The organism is Rhodococcus sp. NCIMB 12038 (assembly GCF_002165735.1).
Classification (GTDB): Bacteria; Actinomycetota; Actinomycetes; order Mycobacteriales; family Mycobacteriaceae; genus Rhodococcus_F.
The window spans coordinates 54,351-75,531 of sequence record NZ_NHML01000030.1 but is presented as its reverse complement, the minus strand read 5'-3'; the positions used below and the strand labels follow the sequence as shown (position 1 = coordinate 75,531).

The following is a 21,181-nucleotide window of genomic DNA, read 5'->3' as shown; positions in this document are numbered from 1 at the left end:
CACCTGATTGGAGTGCGAACAGTCGTCCAGCCTGGTCCCGGTAGCATCGGACACCTGATCGGCGCAGTCGGACATGACCTTCTCTTTCACAGCGGAACACGCAATGCCAAATTGTATGACTAAGAATACATCGGGTGGCATCGATTGAGAACAGCATGAAGCGGGTCGACCCAGCACGGGGCGCCGTAGTTGCTGACGGCGCCGGGCGGCGGATAGGTGTCGTCCCCGGCAGGCGGACGGACGATCAGGGGGTGAGCGCCTGGCAAGGATTGGCCGGACGTCACAGATCGAGCGTGAGCGTGGGGCTGTTGGCTCGAGAGACGCAAATCATCATCGTGCTGGTACTTCGCTGCTCTTCACGAGTTCTCACCGAGTCACGATGGCAGGGCGTGCCAGCAAGGACGGCAGTTTCGCATGTTCCACACGTGCCCTCCATGCAGGAGGACAGCACATCTATGCCCTCCTCGCCGAGTACTTCGATGATCGTCTTTGACGGAGGAATGTGGATGCGGCGATCAGATCGAGCCAAAACGACAGTGAAGGGATTGGACGGGAGATCAGTCACCTCGACAGGAGTGAAGCGCTCAACGTGCAGACGCATCCCTGGACGATCATCGACGAGCTTCTGGAGACCGTCCAGAAGGGGAGCGGGACCACAGGCGTATATCGGGGCGGAGCTGTGGGACGTCGTGTCGTCGGGAATCAGCAATGCCAGGTCGGGTGGACCGCTCTCGCTGTCTGCCCGGACGGTTACACGGTCGCCGTATAGCGCCACAAGCTCTGTCGCGAAAGCCATCCGTTCCCGGGAGCGTCCAAGATAGAGCAGCGACCACTTTGCGCCCCTCTCCTCAGCCTCGCTGATCATCGCTGAGATCGGTGTGATGCCGATACCTCCCGCCACGAAGCGGTACTCGGACGCCTCCCCCAGTGGAAAATGGTTGCGCGGAGCGACAATTTCCAACTCATCGCCGACTGCGATCCTTGAATGGATGTGGGCAGACCCACCTCGTCCAGCGGCTTCCCTCAGCACTGCCACCCGATAGGTATATGGGTCCACCGAATGCGGCGCACCGCACAACGAGTACTGGCGCTCCATTCCGTCAGGAAGAATCAGTGTTACATGGGCGCCGGCATCCCACTTCGGCAGTTCCGCTCCGGAGGGTGCGACGAACTTCATCGCTACGACGTCGTCAGCTACGACAGTGGCGTCCGAGACCTGGACCCTCAGGACCGCCCTGCCCTGTACCGACCCGGGGCGGCCAGGGTCGTTGATCCCGGTCCAGGTCATGGGGAGAGACTCGAGTCCGCGGAAGGTCCATCCCCGGAAGATCGCGGTGGCAGGATCCGTGGGGCGAAGTCCGTCGAACATCTCGTACATCATCGGCCACGCCACTTGGCCCACGGCGCACTCGGCGACCCAACGCCCGGCGCACATGTGCGGACCGCTTCCGAATGCGTAGTGAGGGAGCGGATCCCGATGAATATCGAATGCATCGGCGTGGGCGAATCGGCTGCCGTCTCGATTCGCTGACTGGATACTTGCGCCCACAGGTGAGCCGGCCGGAATCTTGATGCCACCCAACTCGACCTCGCGAGTGGCGTTGCGGGTGACCATTCCCACTGGAGACAGCCAGCGCGCGACCTCGTCGAAAGCAGCGGAATACAGCGACGGATCAGCCAGAAGCGACCGCAGTTGATCGGGATGTTGAGCGAAGGCCCACGCTCCACTTGTGATCATGTGCTGCGGCTCGTTCATGCCGCCCGCGACCGACAGCCGAACGTTGGCTCGGGCGGCTTCTTCTGGCAGACCTGCGTCGAGCATCGCTCCGAGAATCGACGGGTGGCCTCGACCGGTCAACTGCGGGATCAGTTCGTCGAGAACAAGGTCGAGTTCGTCGACGGCTTCCTTGGCCTGGCGCCAAACCTCGGGGTCCTCACTCGCATTGGCCGTTCCTGCGATGAAGGCAGCCGACCAGCGCCGCACGTCCTTCCAGTCCACCCCGTCGAGCCCCACCAAAGCCGCGAGGTTCGTCGCTGCGTACGGCGCGGCGAAGTCCTCGTTGAGGTCGGCGCCTGGCCCCAACTCGGCGAACGCAGCCAGGAGTTTGCGCGCATTGTCGGTGAAGATCGGACGCCAGATTTTCTGCGCTTGCTCGACTCGCAGGACATTGTTCACGGCGCGTCGATCGTCGGCGTGTTCGGGATCATCCTTTCGCAGCATGGTCACACCATGAGTGCGGTTCATACGATGACCGGGGTCAACAGCGGTGAAGGTGCCCTGATCAGCCTCCACATGCCGACAATCGGCAAACCGCGTGAGGAAGAAGCGCCCCGCCGCGGGCACCCATGCGACCGGGCTCTCCTCTCGCAGCCTCGCATAGATCGGGTACGGGTCTCGGTCCAGATCCTCCAACGTGACCCAATCGGCAACCGGTACGCACGTGGCCGTCTCCAGCGTCATCGCCTGTCCTCTCAAACACCGTCCAAGGTACTCACCGGCGGGCGAACACCATCGGTGACCAGTGTGCCTCACGCCACATCACAAGAAAACTGCTAATCCAGATGATTCAATCGCGAATTATCCGTGATAGAGACGTTTTTCAGCCGCTCTGTGATCACGATGGCCGACCCGCGCACACTTCTGTTCCATTCGTGCACCGTCTTCTCGAACTGTCGACCACGGGTTGTGGTGCATGCCACATTTCACGCTCCAGTCGAATTCGAAGAATGGAAAGGCCGATGATGACAGCGATCATCCCGATCGAGCTGCCGATCCTGGATTGGGCCAGCCCCGACCAACTCGAGGCGGATCCGTTTCCCCTCTACCAACGGCTGCGGGCAGAAGCACCCGTCGCCTTCGTCCCTGCCACCGCTCACGCCGTCGTCAGTCGCTATGACGACTGCAGGGCGGTCGAAGCAGATCAAGAGACCTTCACCGCGGTCAAAAAGGTGGCTGTTCTCGACCGCGCCGTCGGCTCGTGTCTGATGACGAAGGACGACCCCGCCCATGCGCCCGAGCGGCAGACGATCAACACCACGCTCCGGACCAAGCAGGTTCAAAATCAGTGGCGACCGGTTTTTCAGAGCAACGCCGAACTAAGTCTGCGGATCCTTTGCGATGCCGGGCAGGGTGCCGATCTCAACGAGCATTTTGCAGCGCCATTCGCCGCAATGAACCTGCGGTCCCTCGTCGGGCTGCCAAATGTGGCATGGCAGGACATCGTCCGGTGGTCGAGGTCTTTTGTTGCTGCGAGCGCAAACCATCTGGAGGATCCGCAGATTTGGGAATCCAATGCTGTGGTACATGCCGAAGTAGACGAGGCCATTGCCGAGATGATTCCGCGTCTCCGTGAGAACCCGGATTCATCGATTCTCTCCGCCTTCCTGACGGCTGGGCACAGCGAAGAGATTGCAAGGGGAAATGTAAAACTTGCCATCGGTGGTGGCTTCAACGAACCGCAGCATGCGCTCACCAGTGCGGTATGGGCACTCACAAACCACCCCGACCAGTTGTCGGCAGCGCTAGCTGATCCCGGACTCTTTCCGGCAGTCTTTGCCGAGACGATGCGGTGGCAATCACCAATCGGCATGGTCTCTCGGGAGGCCACAGTGGATACGGAAATTGCCGGCGTCCCGATTCCGGCCGGCATGCTGGTCGGGGTCTCCGTTCACTCCGCCAACCGTGACAACTCTCGATTTCCGAACGGCGATCGATTCGACATCTCGAGAGACACCACCGGTCACTACGGGTTCGGCAGCGGCACACACATGTGCGCTGGTCGCTGGGTCGCCGAGTGCGCGGTCGGTCAAGTCGCACTTCCGATGCTTTATTCGGCACTGCCAGGGCTGACAGTCCCGGATGCTGACGCTCTATCGCCGACTGGTTGGATCTTCCGCGGGCTGAAAAAGCTTCCCGTCGAATGGGACGTGAGGTCCACTTCTCGCGTGACCACCGTGACCGCTGCAGGCGGTGCGGGACACCAAATGACCGTCCTCGACCGCAGACAGACTGCGTCCGACGTTGTCGAACTCGTCCTGGCATCGGTCGACAACCATCGACTCCCTCCGACCACTGCGGGCACCCATGCGACTCTGCAGCTACCAACCGGAATCGACCGGCACTACTCGCTGATCGAAACCGGTCGTGACCTCCACTCATGGCGCATCGCTGTTCGCCGCGCACGGGATGGTCGCGGCGGATCCGCGTACCTCCACGATCACCTCTCGGTCGGTGACACATTGACGGTGTCGGGGATCAGAAACAACTTCGTTCTGAGCCCAGCATCCACGTACTGCTTTGTCGCCGGCGGAATCGGAATCACTCCGATCATGCCGATGATTCGGGAAGCTGAAGAACGAAATACCCCTTGGTCTCTGCTCTACCTCGGGACATCCCGCGACCGCATGGCGTATCTCGACACCCTCACAGAATTTGGCGACAAGGTGACTGTGTGGTCAGGTGATGAGCGCGGTACCGCGCCACTCGACCAACTGCTGAGCGCACATTGGGGCACCGCGGACGTGTACGCATGCGGTCCAGCCTCGATGCTCGATCACCTCGAGGCGATGGCCGCCCACTCAGGTTGTCTTTCCCGTCTCCACGTCGAGCGGTTCAACGCCATCGCACGCGGCGCCGAGACGGACCTGCGTCCATTCCGTGTTCGATTGGCCCGAAGTGGCAAAGAGTATGAGGTGGGCGCCAACCAAACAATCGTGGAAGCACTCGACGAAGCCGGCGTTGCGACTGCTACATCTTGCCTCGAAGGCACATGTGGAACATGCGAAACCCGAGTACTCGAAGGGTGCCCCTCTCACCGCGACGCGGTGCTATCAGCCATCGAGCGCCAGGACACCATCGACCGCATGATGATTTGCGTCTCCCGCGCCGCCACGGACCAGCTCACCCTCGACCTGTAATCCCGCAACTTCGCATTTGTGCTATCCGACTTCACACTCAGTCGATGACAGTGACCTGACCCACTGAATAGTGTCGTCAGTGACGCCAGTCGCCCAGGCACTCGCGGTCCGGCTGCCCCCACCAAAGGTGAGCGCAGTGCGGCAACTCTCAACGCGATACACCAGCCCGGGACAACTGGCCCCCGACCGAAAAACCAGCCCCCATCCGGGTACCCACCCCGAGGAGAACACCATGGCCTACGTCGAAGGTTCCCACCACGTCACCCTCTCCGTCGGATCGGCGCAAGAAGACGTCGACTTCCACATCAAGACACTCGGCATGCGGTTCATCAAACGAACCGTCCTGTTCGACGGATCACTGCCCGTCTACCACCTCTACTACTCCAACGCCAACGGCGACCCCTCCAGCGTCGTGACCACCTTCCCCTGGGCAAAGCAGGGCCGCACCGGCAAGCCCGGCACCAACCAAGCCCGCGAAGTACTGCTCTCCGTCCCCTCCACCTCACTCGACTACTGGCACAAACGNCTCACCGAACACAACATCGACGTCGAAAACACCCACGCCTTCGACCAACGCCGCCTCGCCTTCCACCACCCCTCCGGACTCGAATACGTCTTCGTCGGCAACGACAACGACGACCGCGAAGGNCACCCCGGCAACGGAGTCCCCCCAGAACACGCCATCCACGGCATCCACGGCGTCGGCATCCACGCCACCACCCCCGAACGCATGATCGACTTCGCCACCGACACCTTCTACGCCCACAACACCATCGNCGAAGACGGAGACCGCGCCACCTTCCAGGTCGGCAACCAAAAAATCGGCAACCACATCGAACTGATCGGCAACCGCACCGACGACCAAGGCACCTGGAACTACGGCGCCGGCACCTACCACCACTTCGCCTGGAACCTCGACACCCTCAAAAACCANGACGAAATCAAATTCGAAATCGAAGGCGCCGGATACACCGACATCTCCGAACTCAAAGACCGCAAATACTTCAAATCGGTCTACGTCCGCACCCCCGCCGGCGCACTGTTCGAACTCGCCGTCACCCACGACGACGGCGGCTGGGACTGCGACGAAAACCCCCAGGAACTCGGCACCCACTTCCAACTACCCAACCAATTCGAAGACCGCCGCGACGAAATCTTCAGCAACCTCGAACCCCTCGAGGACTAGTCTCGCGGATAAGCGAATTCCATGCGGGCCAGACGTTGAGGCCCGGACCGACCTCGCGTAGCAGCTCTGCAGGATCAGGTTTCGACGGACACACTCCGACCCATGAGGATGTGTCCGTCGATACCTGGACACGGATCCCGAACCGAGGAACCGAGCACCCGATTTCGACTCGCATCAGTGTTGACAATTCCTCAGCGGGTCAGAACCGTTCGGCAATCGACCCTGGCATCAACTCCGATCGACGCCCAACTAGGAAGATGACGATGACTACCACAACGACCGCGATGGCTGATCGCCCACTTGCTGCAGGCGAACCCAACGCCAACGACTTGATCGCCGCTGCAGTCGCTTTGCGTCCACGACTTGTCGATCGGCAAGCGGAGGTCGAGGAGCGAACCTACTTCGACGAGGAGATGCACGAAGAGTTCCGCCAGGCGCGGTTATACGATATGTACGTGCCACGGCAATACGGTGGACTCGAGGTCGATGTACCGACGTTCACCAAGGTCGTGATCGAGTTGGCTCGCGGCTGCATCAGTACATCCTGGTGCTTTGCGCTCTCGGCGAACCACGCCTTGCAGGTCGCCTCATGGTTCCCAAAGTCAGTGCAGGATGAAGTCTTTGGCAGCGGCGAGTTCAGATGCGCGTCGGTTGCGGCTCCCACTGTCACGGCCGAACGCGTGAGCGACGGGTGGCGTCTCAACGGAACTGTGGGGTATTGCTCGGGCATTCCCTACTCCACCTACTTTCTCGGCCAGGCCATGGTCCATGGATCCGACGGTGCTCCTCAGATGGCTATGTTCATTGCCCCTCGCAGCGCCTTCGAGATCTTGAACGATTGGGGTCGTACCCTCGGCCTCAAGGGCACCGGATCGCACAGCATCCGGTTCACCGACGCCGTAATTCCCCTGGACTATCTCCAGGAGAATAGCGACATGACCAATATGCCAGTCGAGGGCGGCACAGTAGGCGGCGCACTGCATCACAACGGCATGTACTCCGGTCGTGGACTCGGTGTCTTTACCATGTCGCTCGCGGCATCAGTGGTTGGTGGCGCGTACAACGCTCTCGACGAGTACGAGCATCAAATGCGAATTCGCAAGACTGCGCTTCCCCCTATGGTCCCCCGCATCGAAGATGCGGACTACCAGCGGTGGTACGGTGCCGCGGCTACGAAGATCCTCACCGCCGAGGCCGCGCTCCTGCAGGCCGCGAAGATGCATATGGATTACAGCGAGGCTAATCACACCGGCGTTCGCCCGTACACGTTCGCCGACGACTTTTGTGTAACCGGTGTAGCGCGTGAAGCCATTCTTCAGGCCTGGGAGACCGTCGAGACTGACCTGTTCAGAACTGTCGGCTCGAGCGCCGCCGCGAACGGTGAACGCTTCGAACGAGTTTTTCGGGATCTGTCTCAGGCCGCTGGACACCGCAACCCCGCTCTGCGCGACTCCGGATATCGAGCAGTCGCACAGATGTTGCTGGGCATCGCCCCCTCCCAGCCCTAGGAGGTACGAAATCGCACCGGGCACAGATGCTAGCCGCCGCACGTGCACTGACCATGGAAAATCCGTACCTCGTGGAGACGGCGCGGCGGGTACCGCTCGCCTTGAACATCCCCGCGCCGCTCCACGAGACAGCCACCACGCGGTGCGGACGTCGGCAGCCAGTGTCCACTCCCTTCGCCTATAGTGCGCGACGGCGCCCGCCGCAGCCGAATCAGAAAATCGACCGTTTCCGACACCCGCACCGAACAGCGCATTCAGCGGGAATAGGTTGTCGCGCCGCGGACATCCAAGTCGGCCATTGCAGGCGGGCGAAAGCGTCACGGCCGCGACTCGATCTGGTGCTGCAGCGGCTGCGGCTGCGACTGCCTACCCCCGAACGTGCCCGACCTGAGGGCACGAGCCCCTACTCGCGCCGAGCCAGCGCACCATCGCACTGACCTCGCTGTGGTCTGGCTCCATCCCGGTCCCGATCACCGTGGAACGGTCATCAGCCAGCCGACGCGGTAGTCCTTTATCGGCTCCACCGAGGCCGGACGTGCAATCCGCGCGCCACTCCACCGTCAACGACAGCGTGCGGCGACGGCTCGACGAACTGTGCACGACGAAACTCGATACCACCGCGCGGAAGCGGCTGCCTACCTTCGTCACCCTATGCAGGCAAAACTTCTCCAACCCCTCCTTGGCGGACGTTGTCGATACTCATTCCTCATCGCGGAAGGACGCACCGACAGCCACTGCCCTCAGGAAATCTGTTCGGTAACCGGTCGACTGACGCAGTGTCGAGCCCGGGAGACGACCACATCTGAGGAGGCGATCAGGTTGAGCTCACATCATCCAACCACTCTGTTCGAGGTGTACCGCTGGGCGGGAACGACCACCGCAGAATTCCGCGAACACTACAAGAAAGTTCATGCAGAACTGGGCAAGAAGTTGCCGGGCCTGCTCTGGTACGAGACCTTCTTCAACGAGGACGCGACGGAAGGCTGGCAGGTGCAGGAACGCCCCCGGCCCGACGCGTACGTGATCATGAAATGGGAATCGCAGGAAGGCCTTGACGCCCTGCGAGGGACGGATGCCTGGGAGATCGCTAAAGCAGACGACATCGGGTTTGCGAGCCATTCGGCATCGTGCCGCGTCGAGCGCGTGACCTGGATCAAAGATCCGGAGAATGCCGTCGAGTTTCGCGCCGTCGAGTCGAGAGCCTTCTAGGCTTCTCGACCGCCGCCGCGACCATCCCAATGCCATCTTCCACTCGGATCTACGCTCAGAGGTGCACAGCATGACCGATCTCAGCGCTGGGACAACACAGTCGCAGCCATCAGACGCCGCCATCGGCAGCAGTTCGAAGAAGGATCACGGCAAGCGATCTGCCGCCGCCGGATTCTTCGGTGGAATGCTCGAGTATTACGACATGTCGATCTATGCCTCGGCTTCTTCGCTGGTATTCGCACGAATATTCTTCCCCGATGTCGGTGCCTCCGCCCTCCTCCTGTCCTTGGCCACGTTCGGCGTCGCCTATCTCGCCCGCCCACTGGGTGGTCTCATCGCGGGACACATCGGCGATCGCTTCGGCCGTCGCAACGTCATGATCGGCACTCTCCTCACGATGGGAATCGCCACGTTTCTCATCGGATGTCTTCCCGCGTACAGCGCGATCGGCCTAGCGGCACCTGTGATGCTTGTTGCCCTCCGTCTGGTTCAGGGCCTATCGGTCGGCGGAGAGCTTTCTGGTTCGATCGCCCTCACCCTGGAACACGCCCCCGAAACAAGACGCGCAAGCTACACGTCGTGGCAGGTGAACGGAATCTGGGTCGGCTACATTCTCGCAAGTCTCGCGTTCATCGTGGTCGGCACGCTCCCGCAGGATCAACTCCTTGCGTGGGGATGGCGAATCCCCTTCTGGTCGAGCGCACTCATTGTCCTTGTGGGACTGATCATTCGTCGTGCCACCAAGGAGCCCGAAATCTTTGCCGACGCCAAAGACAAGGGGGCGATCGCGAAGGCACCACTCGGAGACCTCTTCAGATTCCAGGCCCTCGACGTCGTCAAGGTTGTCCTCATCGCGCTGTTGATCTCCTCAGCCAATATCATCATGGTCTTCGGATTGGCCTACGCAACAAGTGCGGTGCGAATTCCATCCACGACGATGCTCTGGATACTGATCGTCGGTTACGTCGGATGCCTGGTCGTCCAGCCGGCGGCTGCAATACTCAGCGATCGGATCGGAAGACGCCCAGTTCTGATCGCAGGAAATCTGCTTGCGGTCCCGGCAGTCTGGCTGTACTTCTGGGCAATCAGCACCGGAAATGTCCTGCTCATCATCGTAGGCACGATCCTTACGCTGTCTGTTGCGTTCGGCGCGGTCAACGTCGTACACCCGGTGTACTTCGCCGAGACGTTCAACGTCAGATTCAGAATCACCGGCATGGCCCTCGGGCTGCAACTCGGTGCGGTGATCTCGGGATTCGCACCGACGATCGCGCAGGCGTTCGCCGGCGAACACGGCGACATTTGGTGGCCCGCCTGCGTCTTCGCGATGAGCGCGTCGTTGATCTCCGCATCGGCTGTCTTCTTCTCGCGCGAGACCTTCCGCACGCCCCTCACCCAGCTGGGGGTACGAGAGACAGCAGGCACGGGCCGACGGTCCGTCAGTGAGAGGACCATCCAACTGTGACCGTTTTCGCGGCAATCTACGCCTATTCCGAGGACAAGGCCGATGCTCGGGCGAAACTGCTCGCCGAGCATCGGTCGTGGCTCGCCACTGTCGACAAGAACGGCAACCTGCACGAGGCGGGAATCTTGGTCGAAAGTCAAGGCGCTCTGCTGGCATTCGAGTTCGACTCGCTCCACGAGGCGGTGAGCACTCTCGACGAGGACCCGTTCTACACAGCCGGATGTATCGAGCATCGCACGATCACCCAGTGGAAGGTCGGTTGGGGTGTCGTGGCGGAGGCGTCGAACAGCCACCAGCGGTCCGGTACCGGGACGGAGGAGGCAGACAATGACTGAAAAGACCGTATGCGACATCGTGGTAGTCGGCGGAGGAATCGCCGGACTCACGGCCGCGCTCTCCGCCCACCAGGCGGGAGCCACCGTCGTCTTACTGGAGAAGTTGGACAGCGTGGGTGGCAGTTCGGCGATGAGCGGAGGCTTCATCGCCTTCTCCGGAACCGATGAGCAGCACCAGCGCGAAGTCTCCGACTCCACCGAACTCTTCCGCGCTGACCTCCTCGCACTTGGAGGCGGAGCGGCGGACACACGCCTGGTCGACGCCTACCTCGCAAACCAGCACGACACATATCGCTGGCTCAAAGCGAATGGTGTCGAATTCGACGATGTCGAGATCAGTTCCGGCCAGTCGGCAATTCGGAGCCACCACACCGATATCCGCAGCGTTCTGGGCCTGTTCGCCGATCGTTTCGTAGAAGCAGGTGGCACGCTACTACTCGGCTGCGCGGCGAGGAGCCTGTCGACCGATGCGAACGGCGCAGTCATCGGGGTGGTGGCCGAACGGAACGGCCAGAGGACGGAGCTGGTCGCGTCGGCGGGCGTGGTGCTCGCGAGCGGCGGTTTCAGCCGCGGAGTCGACCTCCTGCAGACCTTCGCACCCGCCCAGTTGAAAGCCATCCCGTACGGCGGTCTCGGCAACACCGGCGACGGATTGAAGATGGCGTGGCGGCTCGGCGCGGGTATGGCCGACATGGGTTACATCACTGGGACATACGGCTCACACCCGGATACAGGTCCTGAATTCCACGAGTTACTCACCGCCTACTACATGGGCGCAATCATCGTCAACGAGCGCGGCGAGCGATTTGTCGACGAGTCACGGTCGTACAAGGTGCTCGGACGCGAGTGCCTGAAACAGCCCCGAGGCCTCGGGTTCGAGGTCTTCGATCGGCGCGTACGTGCAAAGTCGCATGCCATTCCACTCAGCGACATCGAGATGCTCGAGAACATCGGGCACGTGTTCAAGGCCGATACGCTGGCGGAATTGGCGCGGTGTGCCGGCATCGACGAGGCGGGTCTGCTCGCTACAGTGGCCAGTTACAACGCCTCTGCGCGCGGCGAAACGGCCGACTCCTTCGGCCGCACGTCGCTGGTCAACGGTGTAGGCGACTTACTTACCGTCGAAGAAGGACCGTTCTATGCATACCCCGCGAAGACCCTGATGACTACAACGTACTGTGGCCTGACCATCACCCCGGATGCCGAGGTGCGGCGCGTCGACGGTTCACTGATTCCCGGCCTGTATGCGATCGGGGAGGTTACCGGCGGATTCCACGGCGAGGCATACATGACGGGTACGTCACTGGGCAAGGGTGCCGTCTTCGGACGGATAGCCGCACGTCAACTCACCAAGTCCTTGGTCGGCTCCTGAGCTGACACGGACTATCCAGGGCCCGAACCTGATGACAACCGATCCCGGCCGTGCTCGCTGGTATTTCCACCCGCGTGTCACCGCCCACGAAGGCGGGTCTCCTTCGACGCCGATGGTCTTCGATCACCATCAGCGAGTCGAAGGAGACCCGCGTTTCATGCCGGCGCGGCAGGACATGGATCGAGGCTGTCGGAAGTTCTATCTCGTCATCCGGCCCGGAAACCCCACACCACACCCTTGGATGTCTCCGGGACGGTGACGACGGTGCCGTCCTCCGTCCGACGGAGGCTCACTCCCTCACGCTCGAGATGTGCAGCCGCGGCTTCGGCGTCGACGACGTCGAAGGTGATGCCCACGTACTGATCCGCGTGTGTCGGTGCACCGCTGAGCACATCGACGATCGGAGCCGATCGGGGCGTGGCGAATCGAATCCTCGACTTGGCGAAGGAAACGTCGATGCAATCAGCGTCCAGGTGCGCGTCGTAGCGCTCGCCCAGCATTTTTCCACCGAGCACATCGACGAACAGCCGACGGGCACGGTCACGGTCTTCTGTCAGCACCGTGTGGAAGGCGCATCGCACAATGCCGAGGGGATCCCCCGGAACAACCCGATCCGGCACCCACTCGGGTGACAACCGCGGATCTGCGCGCTCGGAATACTTGGCCCAGTGGCGACGCCCCATCGTGTAGAACTCGTACGTCAGGCCGGTGTCTTCGGGAAGGGTCCAGATCATCGGACAGTCCGCCACCAGATTCGATTCCGGAACTGCGCCCTCGCTGATGATGTGGCCCTCTTGATCGCGAGTACGAAAGCCGTTCCGCTCGAGTTGGAGTGAGACGTCCTCGATGCCGTCGGTGAACCATGCGATGTCCGACAGCCCCTCTCCCCTCGGATACACGGCTTTGCGGTCACCGGGCAGGACGAGCAGTCGCGGGCAGAGAACATCGAGGCTGACGTCACCAAGCACGTAGAAGTACGAGTAATTGATGGGATACGTAGGGTTGAGCAGATCGAGGTCCCATTTCTCCTCCCAGCGAACTTCCCGGCGGCCGAAGACTCGGCGGAACCATCGGGCCGATTCTTCGAGGTCGTCGACCACCAGGGTCGGATGGAACATCATCGGGTACGGGTTCCACATGCCGTGGCACTCCTTTGTGGCAGGGGATGGTCAGCGTGCAATCGGCGAGAGCCGAACGGGAACAGTCGCGTGGCCGAAGCCCTGCATGTTGTCTGCAATTTCCGGTTCTGCGGTCATCGTCATCGCGCCCACGTGCCGCAGTAGCGCGTTGAGCACGGCCCGGGTTTCCATTCGTGCGATGTGCTGGCCGAGGCACGCGTGAATACCCACGCCGAAAGTCATGTGCCCGTTCAGGTTGGACCTCGTGATGTCGAACGTGTCTGGATTCTGCCAGAATCGAGGGTCACGGCCGCCGCTCAGCCACATGGTCATGATCTGACCGCCTTCCCGGATGAGATGGCCGTCGATCTCGACATCCCTCGTAGCGATGCGTCCCGTGTAGCGCACGGGCGGATAGAAACGCAGAACTTCTTCGATCGCGTTGTCAACCAGGGTGGGGTCGGTCGCGAGAAGGTTCCATTGATGCGGATTGTCGGCGAAGGCGCGGATCGAGTTGGCGATCGAGCCGACCGTCGTGTCGAACCCGGCGGCAAAGATCAACTTGACCAATTGTTCGCCGTCTGCTTCGCTCAGTCGTCCGTCGTCGACCATTGTGTACACCTGCTTGCCCCAGCCTCGCTCGCCGACGGCTTCCCGCTTCATGTTCTCTTCGACCCAATTCAGCGCCGGTGCGCCCGAAGCATGCTTGCGGCGGTACCGGTCGTTCTTCGGCGCGGTCGAATTGAGCGCTGCGTCAGCGAAATGCTTCAGCAACTCCCGCCCCTCCTTCGGCGCGCCGAGGGCGTCGAGGAAGACCTCTGAAATGAACGTGGACGCAATCGCGTCCACCGCATCCACCTCCACCTCACCGTTCCGCATGAGGGTCGAGATCAGACGCTCCGCTTCCGCGTTGAAGGCACCCTCGAGCTTGCGAAGCGCCTCTTTGGAGAAAAGTTCGAGCGCAAGCTTTTTGATCGCGGTGTGCTCCGGTGGGTCCTGGAGGAGCATCAGGGTCGGCTTGTACGGCGACGGGTCGGCGAATGCCCGGGACTCGGACGAGAAGGTCCTTCGGTCCCGACCGACGATGCGCAACTCTTCCTGTCGCGTCACGGCGTACACGTCGTACTTGGAAAGGTAGGCGACCGAGGCAAAGTCCCGGAGTTCGCCGTCGTAGCGGAACGGGTCGGCAAGAGCCTCTTCCGTGAACGGGTCGTAGTCGCTGGTGGGAGCGTCGTTGATACTGACTGTCGTGGACACGATTTCTCCTCGTGGCAATGATTGGTGGAACCAGGGACCGGTGGCCGAAGGTGTTGTAGCGCTACAGTTCGAGGACAAGACGGGGGCAGGCCGCTCGCGAAACGCAGATCATCATGGAACGGTTGTCCGCCTGCTCTTTCGGCGTGAGCACCGAATCCCGGTGATCGGCTTCGCCGGCGACGATCATCGTCTCGCAGGTACCGCATGTGCCTTCTCCACACGAAGAGAGGACATCGATTCCGGCTTCGTCGAGCACCCGGAGTATCGACTTGTCCGCCGGCACGTCGACCACGATTCCGCTCTCGGAGAGTTCGACTTCGAAGGAGTCGTCCGGCCTCGCCCCGTCCTGGTGGAGAGGGACGAACCGCTCGATGTGGAGCGCGTCCTCGGGCCAGTGCGCGGTAGCCCGCTGAACGGCGTCGAGCAGCGGGCCCGGGCCGCAGCAATAGATGAGGATTCCCTCCCGGGGCTCCCCCAGGATCGCGTCCAGATCGATCAGCCCCAGCTCGTCCTGCGGAACCAGACTGACCCGCTCACCGTATCGTTCGACGAGGTCCTCCGAGAAGGCCATCGAAGCACGTGTACGCCCGCCGTACGTCAATTTCCACGGCGTGGCACGTCGTTCCGCTTCGGCGATCATGCTCGTGATCGGAGTGATGCCGATTCCGCCCGCGATGAAAATGTAACCATCTGCCGGTTGAAGCTGGAAGTGATTGCGGGGGCCACGCGCGCGAATCTTCATTCCCGGCGCGATCGCGTCGTGGATCTCGCGGGAGCCGCCACGACCCTCGACTTCGCGGAGCACTCCGATGTGCCATCTGCTCGCGTCCTCGTCCAGCTCGACGAGTGAGTATTGCCGCACCAGCTCTTCGTTGAGAACCACGTCGATATGCGAACCGGGCGTCCAGTTCGGGAGTGGTGTGCCATCCGGGTATTCCAGGTGGAGCCCGACGACGCCCTCCGCGATATCCTCGCGAGTAGCGACCACTAATTCGATATCGATGTCTGTCTGCTTGCTCATGTTCTTACTCTCACGTCGTTCTTCTCGAATCGGATTGTCGTGCCGGGCGCTACTTCATCGAACCTCAACGCACCATGGCCAGGCCGCCGTTGACAGCGATGAGTTGTCCGGTGATGAAACGCGCGCCTTCGCCGGCCATGAAAACCATCACTGGCGCAAAATCTTCCTTGATGTCACCGAGCTGCCCGCCGAGGGGAACGGTTGCATACACTGCCCGGCCTTGCTCGCCGCCGTTGTCGGTCATGGGGGTCTTGATCGCTGGAACGATGCAATTGGCTCGAATTCCGTGGGAGCCCCATTCGGCTGCGATCGTGCGCGTCCACGACATGACGGCGCCCTTCGAGGCAGCGTATGCGGCGATACCCGGCATCGCGACCAAGCCGCCGTCGGAGCCGATGTTGAGAATCGTGCCACCGTTGTCCCGCAAGTAGGGAAAGGCGGTCTGATTGGTCAGGATGGTGCCCATGAGATTCACGCCCAGAAGAAACTGGAGGTCTTCATCTGTGAATTGTTCGGGCCGCTTCTTCCGCTGCACGCCGGCGACGTTGGCCAAGATGTCGAGGCCGCCGAGCCACGAAGTTGCTGCGGCGAAGGTGGATTCAACTTCCGATCGCCGGACGATGTCGCAGTGAAAGAAGTGCGCCCGTCCCGGCCCCGCGTTGTTGACCTCGTCTACAACTTCCTGCGCCAGTTCGTCTTTGATATCGAGGACTGCCACGTCCGCGCCCTCCGCCACGAAGGCACGGACGGAGCCGGCGCCCATTCCGTGCGCGCCGCCGGTGAGGATGATCTTCTTACCTTCAAGCTGCACTGCTACTCCCAAGATGCTCGAGACCGCGCGGTGTCGTGGTGCCGGTCTCGGCAATCACCTGGTAGACGAGTTTCGACTGCCGCCAGCCGACAGGCTCTCTGACCCACTCTTCGACATAGTGGACGTAGCGCCGACGATCCTCGGGTTGATCCCTGAAGCGTTTCCAGGAGTGCAGTGCACAGCGAGATTTGGCTAGGTCAGCGGTTACGAAGTCGATTTCGAAGTTGGTTACCATGTGCAGGCTCGCGACCGTGCGGTCCACCTCCAGGTGGTACCACTCACGAATTGCGTCGATTCCGACGATGACCTCCGAGCCCGGTCCGTACTGGAATTCGCAGCCTGCGGTGAATACCGAAAGCATGGCCTCGACATCCAGCCGATCGGCGTGTCTACAGTACGCCGCTTTGGCTTCCATGATGGCCAGTCGATCTGCTGTTTGCTGCAACAGTGCAGTTGTGCCGTTCACGGCACCTCCTTACGAAACGCGATGTATTGCCGACTCCATGCTGTGCCAGGCGTTCCGGTCTCACAGCGGGATTCCTGATTGCGGAAAGTTCCCGCACACGTTCACTTGCCTGGTTGGATTCTCGTTGAAGTAGAGGCGGATCGAAGCAGATGAAGGTGGTGAACGGGCGAGTGATCGTCTGCAAGCAATGAAGGCGTACAGAATGAGCGGCTGGACTCGCCGCGGTGAGTTCCAGGACATCGATGTGCCGGCACCCGGACCCGACCAGGTTCTGATCGAGGTACGTGCGGCCGGATTGTGCCGTACGGACATCAACATCCTGGAGAGCGACCCCGGTTACTGGCCGGACCCTCCCTTCACTTTGGGGCATGAGATTTCGGGAGTCGTTGCCGAACTCGGCTCGAATGTAGGCACTCTCGGTGTCGGTGATCCCGTGTTGGTGTCTGCGATCAACTTCTGCGGATCCTGTTCGATGTGCTGCCGGGGCAGAGACCACGAGTGTCGGCTGATGACTCACATCGGCTACGGTGTGGGCCTCGACGGTGGACTGGCCCAACACATGGTGGCCAATGCAATTCATGTATTCCGGCTCGGGGATGTCGACCCTCGGCATGCAGCCCCGCTGGGTGACGCCGCTGCTACCTCGTACCACGCCGTGATGCAGGCCGGATCCTCGCTGTCGCCGGGGGCCAGAGTCGCCGTGATCGGGGTCGGAGGACTGGGCGGATATGCGGTGCAATTTCTGAAGCAACTCAGCGGAGCCTGCGTTCTGGCCGTCGACAACATGACCGACCGCCTCCAGCTTGCGCAACAATTCGGGGCGGACGCAGTCGCGCTCTCCAGCGAGGATCTGACCAGCACCATGCAAGACTTCGGTCACGGCTCAATCGATGTCGTCTTCGACTTCGTCGGAAGCACGCAGACCGTGTCTGCGGGCCTGGGCGCCATCGGCTCGGGCGGAGCCGTGATCATGGCCGGTATCGGTGGAGCCGAGGTCGTGCTCGGATGGGAGCGGATGCCGCGGAATTCTCGCATCGAGAACACTCGCGGATATACGCGAGCGGACCTGAACGCCGTCATCGCAATGGCATCGGCCGGTCGACTCAGCGTTCCTCAGACCCATTACGGGTTCGAGAGTGTGGAGAACGCGCTCGACGATCTGCGTGAGGCCAGGGTGGAGGGGCGCGCCGTCGTACTGCCCAACGGGTGAGTATTCCGTTCACGGCAATCGCCGATCGACCGCCGGCACGGTGGGCAACGGTCAGGCTCGGCTGAAGCGCGCCTCGAGGCCCGCGCTGACGTGTAGCAGAACGTCGGTGACACGCTTCTCCGACTCCGAGACTCGTCCACGCTCCGCAGGCATATCCCGGAGCCAGGCGCTCACGGCGACCGCCACCGACTGTGACCGGCGGGAGACGGCGGTCGCGAAACCGACGACGCCGGGTTCCGATTCCTCGATGTTGCGCGCGTACCCGGTTCGAGCGACCAGTTGAAGCTCCTCGAACAGCCTGAGACGGTCTCCGATGGCGGCGGGTGTGGGCCGGTCCAACGACGATTGCGGGAAGATGTTCACTACCTTCTCGCGAGGCGACGCGGCGAGGAGAGCCTTGCCCGCGGAGGTGACGTGCGCCTGCATTCGGGCGCCCACCCGGCTACCCAGCGCGCGCTTGGTCTGCGGGACCCAGTGGTGGAGATATCGCACGTCCCGGCCGTCGAGGATGCCGAGATGAACCGTCATCCCGGTTGATCTCCCGAGCCACTCGACAAGACCTCGCGACTGAGCGATGAGATCGATTTCGTCGGACATTCCGGACATCCGCGGCCCTGGCATGTAGCGTTTGGAGTCGGCGTCCTGCACGACGAACCGCCGATGCTCGAGGGTTTCGAGAATGCGATGCACGGTCGAGGGCGCCACGCAGAGAACGGTGGCGAGTTCCGATACACCCACGTCGCCGCGATCGGTCAAGATCTCGAGGACCTCCAGAGTGCGGTCTACGGACAACAGCGTCATGTCGACTCCTCACAGACAGAGCTTTCGTCGAAGGCAGGAGGGTCCCGCCCGCTCCCAGCGCTCGAGCCCCCTTCCCATCGCACTGTGACGCAAAGTTAGCCCACTGGTCCGCATATCGGAATGCATTTTTCTCAAATCCCTATATGTGGAACAGTGCTGGTGTGAGTGAATTGAAGACCCTGAAGAACGCTCTGGCCATCCTGCGTCTACTCGAAACCCGTCAGGTCGTCGGCATCAGGGACATGGCCCAGGAGTTGGAGGTCAGCACCTCCGCCGTGCACAGAATCTGCAGCACGCTCCTCGCCGAGGGCATTATCGTGCAGGAGCCCGGCACGCGGAAGTACTCGCTCAGCGAGGGCGTAGTCCTGTGGCAAGCAGGTTCAACTTTGGAACGCCTCCTTGCCGTCGCGCCACGCTATTTGCGGACGCTTCGTGACTCCACGCACGAGACGGTCCACCTGGCGGTGCGGACCGGACTGAAGGTCACGTTCCCACTCGCGCTCGAGTCCGCTCGCGAGTTGAGAGTCTCCAGCAGGGTAGGGAAAACCGCACTCATGCATACTTCCGCGACCGGCAAAATACTCCTCAGCGACATGAACGACGCCGAAATCCGACAGCTCATCGGCGAGCATCAGCTCGAAGCGCCGACGGAATACAGCACGTCGTCACTCGATTCCCTTATCGAAGAGATGCGTGATGTCCGCGGCAAGGGGTACGCGACCAACGTCTCCGAGACCGAAACAGGAATCTACACGATTGCCGTGGCGGTGCGAGATGCCGAAAAGCACGTAATGTGCGCACTCTCGGTGTCGGCGCCGCTCTCACGAGTTCGGCGCACCCCGGAGCAACACCATGGAGCGCCCGAAGGCCACTTCCTCGGCGCACTCAGACTCTGCGCCCACCAACTGTCAGAAGAAGTGTCGCAATGAGGTGTTCGCCGGACCGCGACGAGAACCCCCGAGCACCGAAGTCAGGTCCCACAGCTCCTTTTCCCCTCATAACCACGACGCCATCCGATTGCGGAAATAGGGCATCCCCAAATTACTGGGCAGGATCAACCCCGCACGCCGCTGCCGCGCCAACCCCCGCATCGTCAAACGCAGAGTCCTCGAATGGGCGCCAAACGCACACCATCCACAACCACCCAACCACCGATATGCACTCTCGCCGGCCTCCAACTGAACAGCATTGGGCTTTTAAGCGCCATGGCTACCCTCCCGCCAAACCGTCCAACTACAAAGGACTTTCAGAAACTCACCCAAAAATTGATTCATGTCCCATACATAATTGGTCGCGCATACGTACCTAGATTGTCATAATGAAGCAATGGACTTACACCACGTGGAAGCGTTCCTTGCCGTCGCCGAAGAGCTGCATTTCGGACACGCGGCACGCCGGTTGCGAATGGCTCAGCCTCCACTCAGCAGAACGATCAAGCTGCTCGAAGCCGAACTCGGATGCCGATTGTTCGAGCGCAGCACTCGTGCGGTACGCCTAACTCAGGAGGGCCAGGCACTGTTGCAGCCGGCCTACGACATCATCGACGCATTTGCCGCGGCAAAGATGTCAGTCACGTCAGCTGGGAAGGGCGTGATCGGGCGCGTACGCATCGGGTTTGCCGGCGCGTCGTCTTACACCATGGTCGGGCAGCTCGCCCGCGTCGTGAAGCAGGCACACCCAGGCATCGCGCTCACTCTCAACAGTGCCGCCTATGCGACCCGAGCCCTCGAACAGGTCATCAACCACGAACTGGACCTGGCGATTGTGCGTTGGCGGGTCGCTCCAGCCGGGATTGCTTCACGAATCGTCGCAGTCGAAGAGCTGTTGATGGCACTTCCTCAGGACCATCCCCGCGCGGCGCTCGCACGCGTGGACCTGCGCGACTTCAAGGACGAACCCTTCATCGCCCTCCCCGAGGAGTCAGGGTCCAGTGTCCGTCAGGCCCTTCTCGATGCTTGCACAGATTCCGGATTCGTACCGAGAATTGTTCAGAACGCGCCGGATTCGTGGTCCATACTCGCGCTGGTCGCCGCAGACGTCGGCTGCAATCTCACGGTGTCAAGCATTCCCGACAACGTCGTCAATCCTGGCGTGGTATACCGCCCCCTCGTGCAACAGCTCGAACCGTTGACAGTGCGCCTTGCCTGGAGACAGGCAAACCCGAGCCCGGCATTGGGGGAGGTCCTGCGACTTTCCGAGACCGCGCTGCCCAGCCCCGGTTAGGGATCAGGATGGGGACCGGCATGGGGTCGCCGCATCATGTCAATGAGACAGCGGCTGCCGGGCGATGCCGAGCCCCTGCACCTCGCTCGCGCCCTCGTAAATCCGAGACAATCGGGCGGCTCGGTAGAAGTGTTCAACCGCAACGGATCTCATATAGCCAGTGCCGCCATGGACCTGCACTCCTCGATCGGCCACTCGCCCCAGTAACTCCGAGCAATACAGTTTCGCCGATGAGGGACCGATTTTTGCAATCAGCCCCACTGCCGAAAAGCCGGGCCACGC

Annotated in this window: 18 protein-coding genes; 10 read left to right on the top strand and 8 right to left on the bottom strand. The window is 61.7% G+C overall.

The genetic code is table 11. The annotated features are described in order from the left end of the window. Positions 1-280: 280 nt before the first annotated feature. Entirely contained in the window at positions 281-2,461 is a 2,181-nt protein-coding gene (locus CA951_RS43615; protein WP_179220409.1) for a cytochrome P450, read from the bottom strand. A 278-nt stretch (positions 2,462-2,739) separates the two neighbouring features. Here CA951_RS43615 and CA951_RS33465 point away from each other — a divergent pair, with 278 nt between their 5' ends. The 7 genes from CA951_RS33465 (at position 2,740) to CA951_RS33430 (ending at position 11,992) form a co-directional block, all read left to right on the top strand. After that, the gene (locus CA951_RS33465) at positions 2,740-4,917 is read left to right on the top strand and encodes a cytochrome P450 (RefSeq protein ID WP_179220408.1); all 2,178 of its coding nucleotides are present in this window, start codon (positions 2,740-2,742) and stop codon (positions 4,915-4,917) included. A 232-nt stretch (positions 4,918-5,149) separates the two neighbouring features. Further along, positions 5,150-6,103 (top strand): VOC family protein, encoded by a 954-nt coding sequence (locus tag CA951_RS33460; RefSeq protein ID WP_087560973.1) that lies wholly within the window; start codon positions 5,150-5,152, stop codon positions 6,101-6,103. A 263-nt stretch (positions 6,104-6,366) separates the two neighbouring features. Next, positions 6,367-7,611, top strand: a complete 1,245-nt coding sequence (locus CA951_RS33455) for an acyl-CoA dehydrogenase family protein (protein ID WP_179220407.1) — start codon at positions 6,367-6,369, stop codon at positions 7,609-7,611. Between the two features lie 819 nt (positions 7,612-8,430). Next, positions 8,431-8,820, top strand: coding sequence for an EthD domain-containing protein (locus tag CA951_RS33445; protein ID WP_087560971.1), 390 nt, complete (start codon positions 8,431-8,433; stop codon positions 8,818-8,820). A 70-nt stretch (positions 8,821-8,890) separates the two neighbouring features. Next, a complete protein-coding gene (locus CA951_RS33440; RefSeq protein ID WP_087560970.1) occupies positions 8,891-10,285 on the top strand; it encodes an MFS transporter in 1,395 nt (464 codons plus the stop codon). Then, positions 10,282-10,620: a YciI family protein gene (locus CA951_RS33435; RefSeq protein ID WP_087560969.1), complete on the top strand. Its 339-nt coding sequence runs from the start codon at positions 10,282-10,284 to the stop codon at positions 10,618-10,620. The genes CA951_RS33440 and CA951_RS33435 overlap by 4 nt, the downstream gene beginning before the upstream one ends. Continuing rightward, positions 10,613-11,992 carry an FAD-dependent oxidoreductase gene (locus CA951_RS33430; protein WP_087560968.1) on the top strand — a complete coding sequence of 460 codons (1,380 nt, stop codon included), beginning with the start codon at positions 10,613-10,615 and terminating at the stop codon, positions 11,990-11,992. The genes CA951_RS33435 and CA951_RS33430 overlap by 8 nt, the downstream gene beginning before the upstream one ends. Before the next feature lie 206 nt (positions 11,993-12,198). Here the strand turns inward: CA951_RS33430 and CA951_RS33425 are convergent, their stop codons facing one another. The 5 genes from CA951_RS33425 to CA951_RS33405 all read right to left on the bottom strand — a co-directional run bounded on the left by CA951_RS33425 (position 12,199) and on the right by CA951_RS33405 (position 16,665). After that, the gene (locus CA951_RS33425) at positions 12,199-13,131 is read right to left on the bottom strand and encodes a VOC family protein (RefSeq protein ID WP_087560967.1); all 933 of its coding nucleotides are present in this window, start codon (positions 13,129-13,131) and stop codon (positions 12,199-12,201) included. A gap of 30 nt (positions 13,132-13,161) precedes the next feature. Next, complete coding sequence (locus CA951_RS33420; RefSeq protein ID WP_143543142.1) at positions 13,162-14,118, bottom strand: cytochrome P450; 957 nt, start codon at positions 14,116-14,118, stop codon at positions 13,162-13,164. Between the two features lie 310 nt (positions 14,119-14,428). Continuing rightward, positions 14,429-15,388, bottom strand: a complete 960-nt coding sequence (locus CA951_RS33415) for a PDR/VanB family oxidoreductase (protein ID WP_087560965.1) — start codon at positions 15,386-15,388, stop codon at positions 14,429-14,431. 64 nt (positions 15,389-15,452) lie between these two features. Beyond that, a complete protein-coding gene (locus CA951_RS33410) occupies positions 15,453-16,199 on the bottom strand; it encodes an SDR family NAD(P)-dependent oxidoreductase (RefSeq protein WP_087560964.1) in 747 nt (248 codons plus the stop codon). Then, positions 16,189-16,665, bottom strand: a complete 477-nt coding sequence (locus CA951_RS33405) for a nuclear transport factor 2 family protein (protein WP_087560963.1) — start codon at positions 16,663-16,665, stop codon at positions 16,189-16,191. The genes CA951_RS33410 and CA951_RS33405 overlap by 11 nt, the downstream gene beginning before the upstream one ends. Positions 16,666-16,852: 187 nt before the next feature. Here CA951_RS33405 and CA951_RS33400 point away from each other — a divergent pair, with 187 nt between their 5' ends. Continuing rightward, positions 16,853-17,875, top strand: coding sequence for an alcohol dehydrogenase catalytic domain-containing protein (locus CA951_RS33400; RefSeq protein WP_087560962.1), 1,023 nt, complete (start codon positions 16,853-16,855; stop codon positions 17,873-17,875). A 51-nt stretch (positions 17,876-17,926) separates the two neighbouring features. On the opposite strand, the gene CA951_RS33395 is transcribed toward CA951_RS33400, so the two are convergent. Further along, the gene (locus CA951_RS33395; RefSeq protein ID WP_087560961.1) at positions 17,927-18,676 is read right to left on the bottom strand and encodes an IclR family transcriptional regulator; all 750 of its coding nucleotides are present in this window, start codon (positions 18,674-18,676) and stop codon (positions 17,927-17,929) included. Positions 18,677-18,837: 161 nt separating this feature from the next. On the opposite strand from CA951_RS33395, the gene CA951_RS33390 reads away from it, so the two are divergent. Both CA951_RS33390 and CA951_RS33385 read left to right on the top strand, forming a co-directional pair. After that, positions 18,838-19,605, top strand: a complete 768-nt coding sequence (locus tag CA951_RS33390; RefSeq protein ID WP_179220405.1) for an IclR family transcriptional regulator — start codon at positions 18,838-18,840, stop codon at positions 19,603-19,605. A gap of 397 nt (positions 19,606-20,002) precedes the next feature. After that, complete coding sequence (locus CA951_RS33385; RefSeq protein ID WP_087560959.1) at positions 20,003-20,899, top strand: LysR substrate-binding domain-containing protein; 897 nt, start codon at positions 20,003-20,005, stop codon at positions 20,897-20,899. A 39-nt stretch (positions 20,900-20,938) separates the two neighbouring features. Here the strand turns inward: CA951_RS33385 and CA951_RS44635 are convergent, their stop codons facing one another. Further along, entirely contained in the window at positions 20,939-21,079 is a 141-nt protein-coding gene (locus tag CA951_RS44635) for an acyl-CoA dehydrogenase family protein (RefSeq protein WP_256974202.1), read from the bottom strand. Positions 21,080-21,181: the final 102 nt, after the last annotated feature.

Coding starts and splice junctions, on each gene's coding strand:
- CA951_RS43615 (WP_179220409.1), bottom strand. CDS start 2,461: ATGACGCTGGAGACGGCCACGTGCGTACCGGTTGCCGATTGGGTCACG.
- CA951_RS33465 (WP_179220408.1), top strand. CDS start 2,740: ATGATGACAGCGATCATCCCGATCGAGCTGCCGATCCTGGATTGGGCC.
- CA951_RS33455 (WP_179220407.1), top strand. CDS start 6,367: ATGACTACCACAACGACCGCGATGGCTGATCGCCCACTTGCTGCAGGC.
- CA951_RS33440 (WP_087560970.1), top strand. CDS start 8,891: ATGACCGATCTCAGCGCTGGGACAACACAGTCGCAGCCATCAGACGCC.
- CA951_RS33430 (WP_087560968.1), top strand. CDS start 10,613: ATGACTGAAAAGACCGTATGCGACATCGTGGTAGTCGGCGGAGGAATC.
- CA951_RS33425 (WP_087560967.1), bottom strand. CDS start 13,131: ATGTGGAACCCGTACCCGATGATGTTCCATCCGACCCTGGTGGTCGAC.
- CA951_RS33420 (WP_143543142.1), bottom strand. CDS start 14,118: ATGCTCCTCCAGGACCCACCGGAGCACACCGCGATCAAAAAGCTTGCG.
- CA951_RS33415 (WP_087560965.1), bottom strand. CDS start 15,388: ATGAGCAAGCAGACAGACATCGATATCGAATTAGTGGTCGCTACTCGC.
- CA951_RS33400 (WP_087560962.1), top strand. CDS start 16,853: ATGAAGGCGTACAGAATGAGCGGCTGGACTCGCCGCGGTGAGTTCCAG.
- CA951_RS33395 (WP_087560961.1), bottom strand. CDS start 18,676: ATGACGCTGTTGTCCGTAGACCGCACTCTGGAGGTCCTCGAGATCTTG.
- CA951_RS33385 (WP_087560959.1), top strand. CDS start 20,003: ATGGACTTACACCACGTGGAAGCGTTCCTTGCCGTCGCCGAAGAGCTG.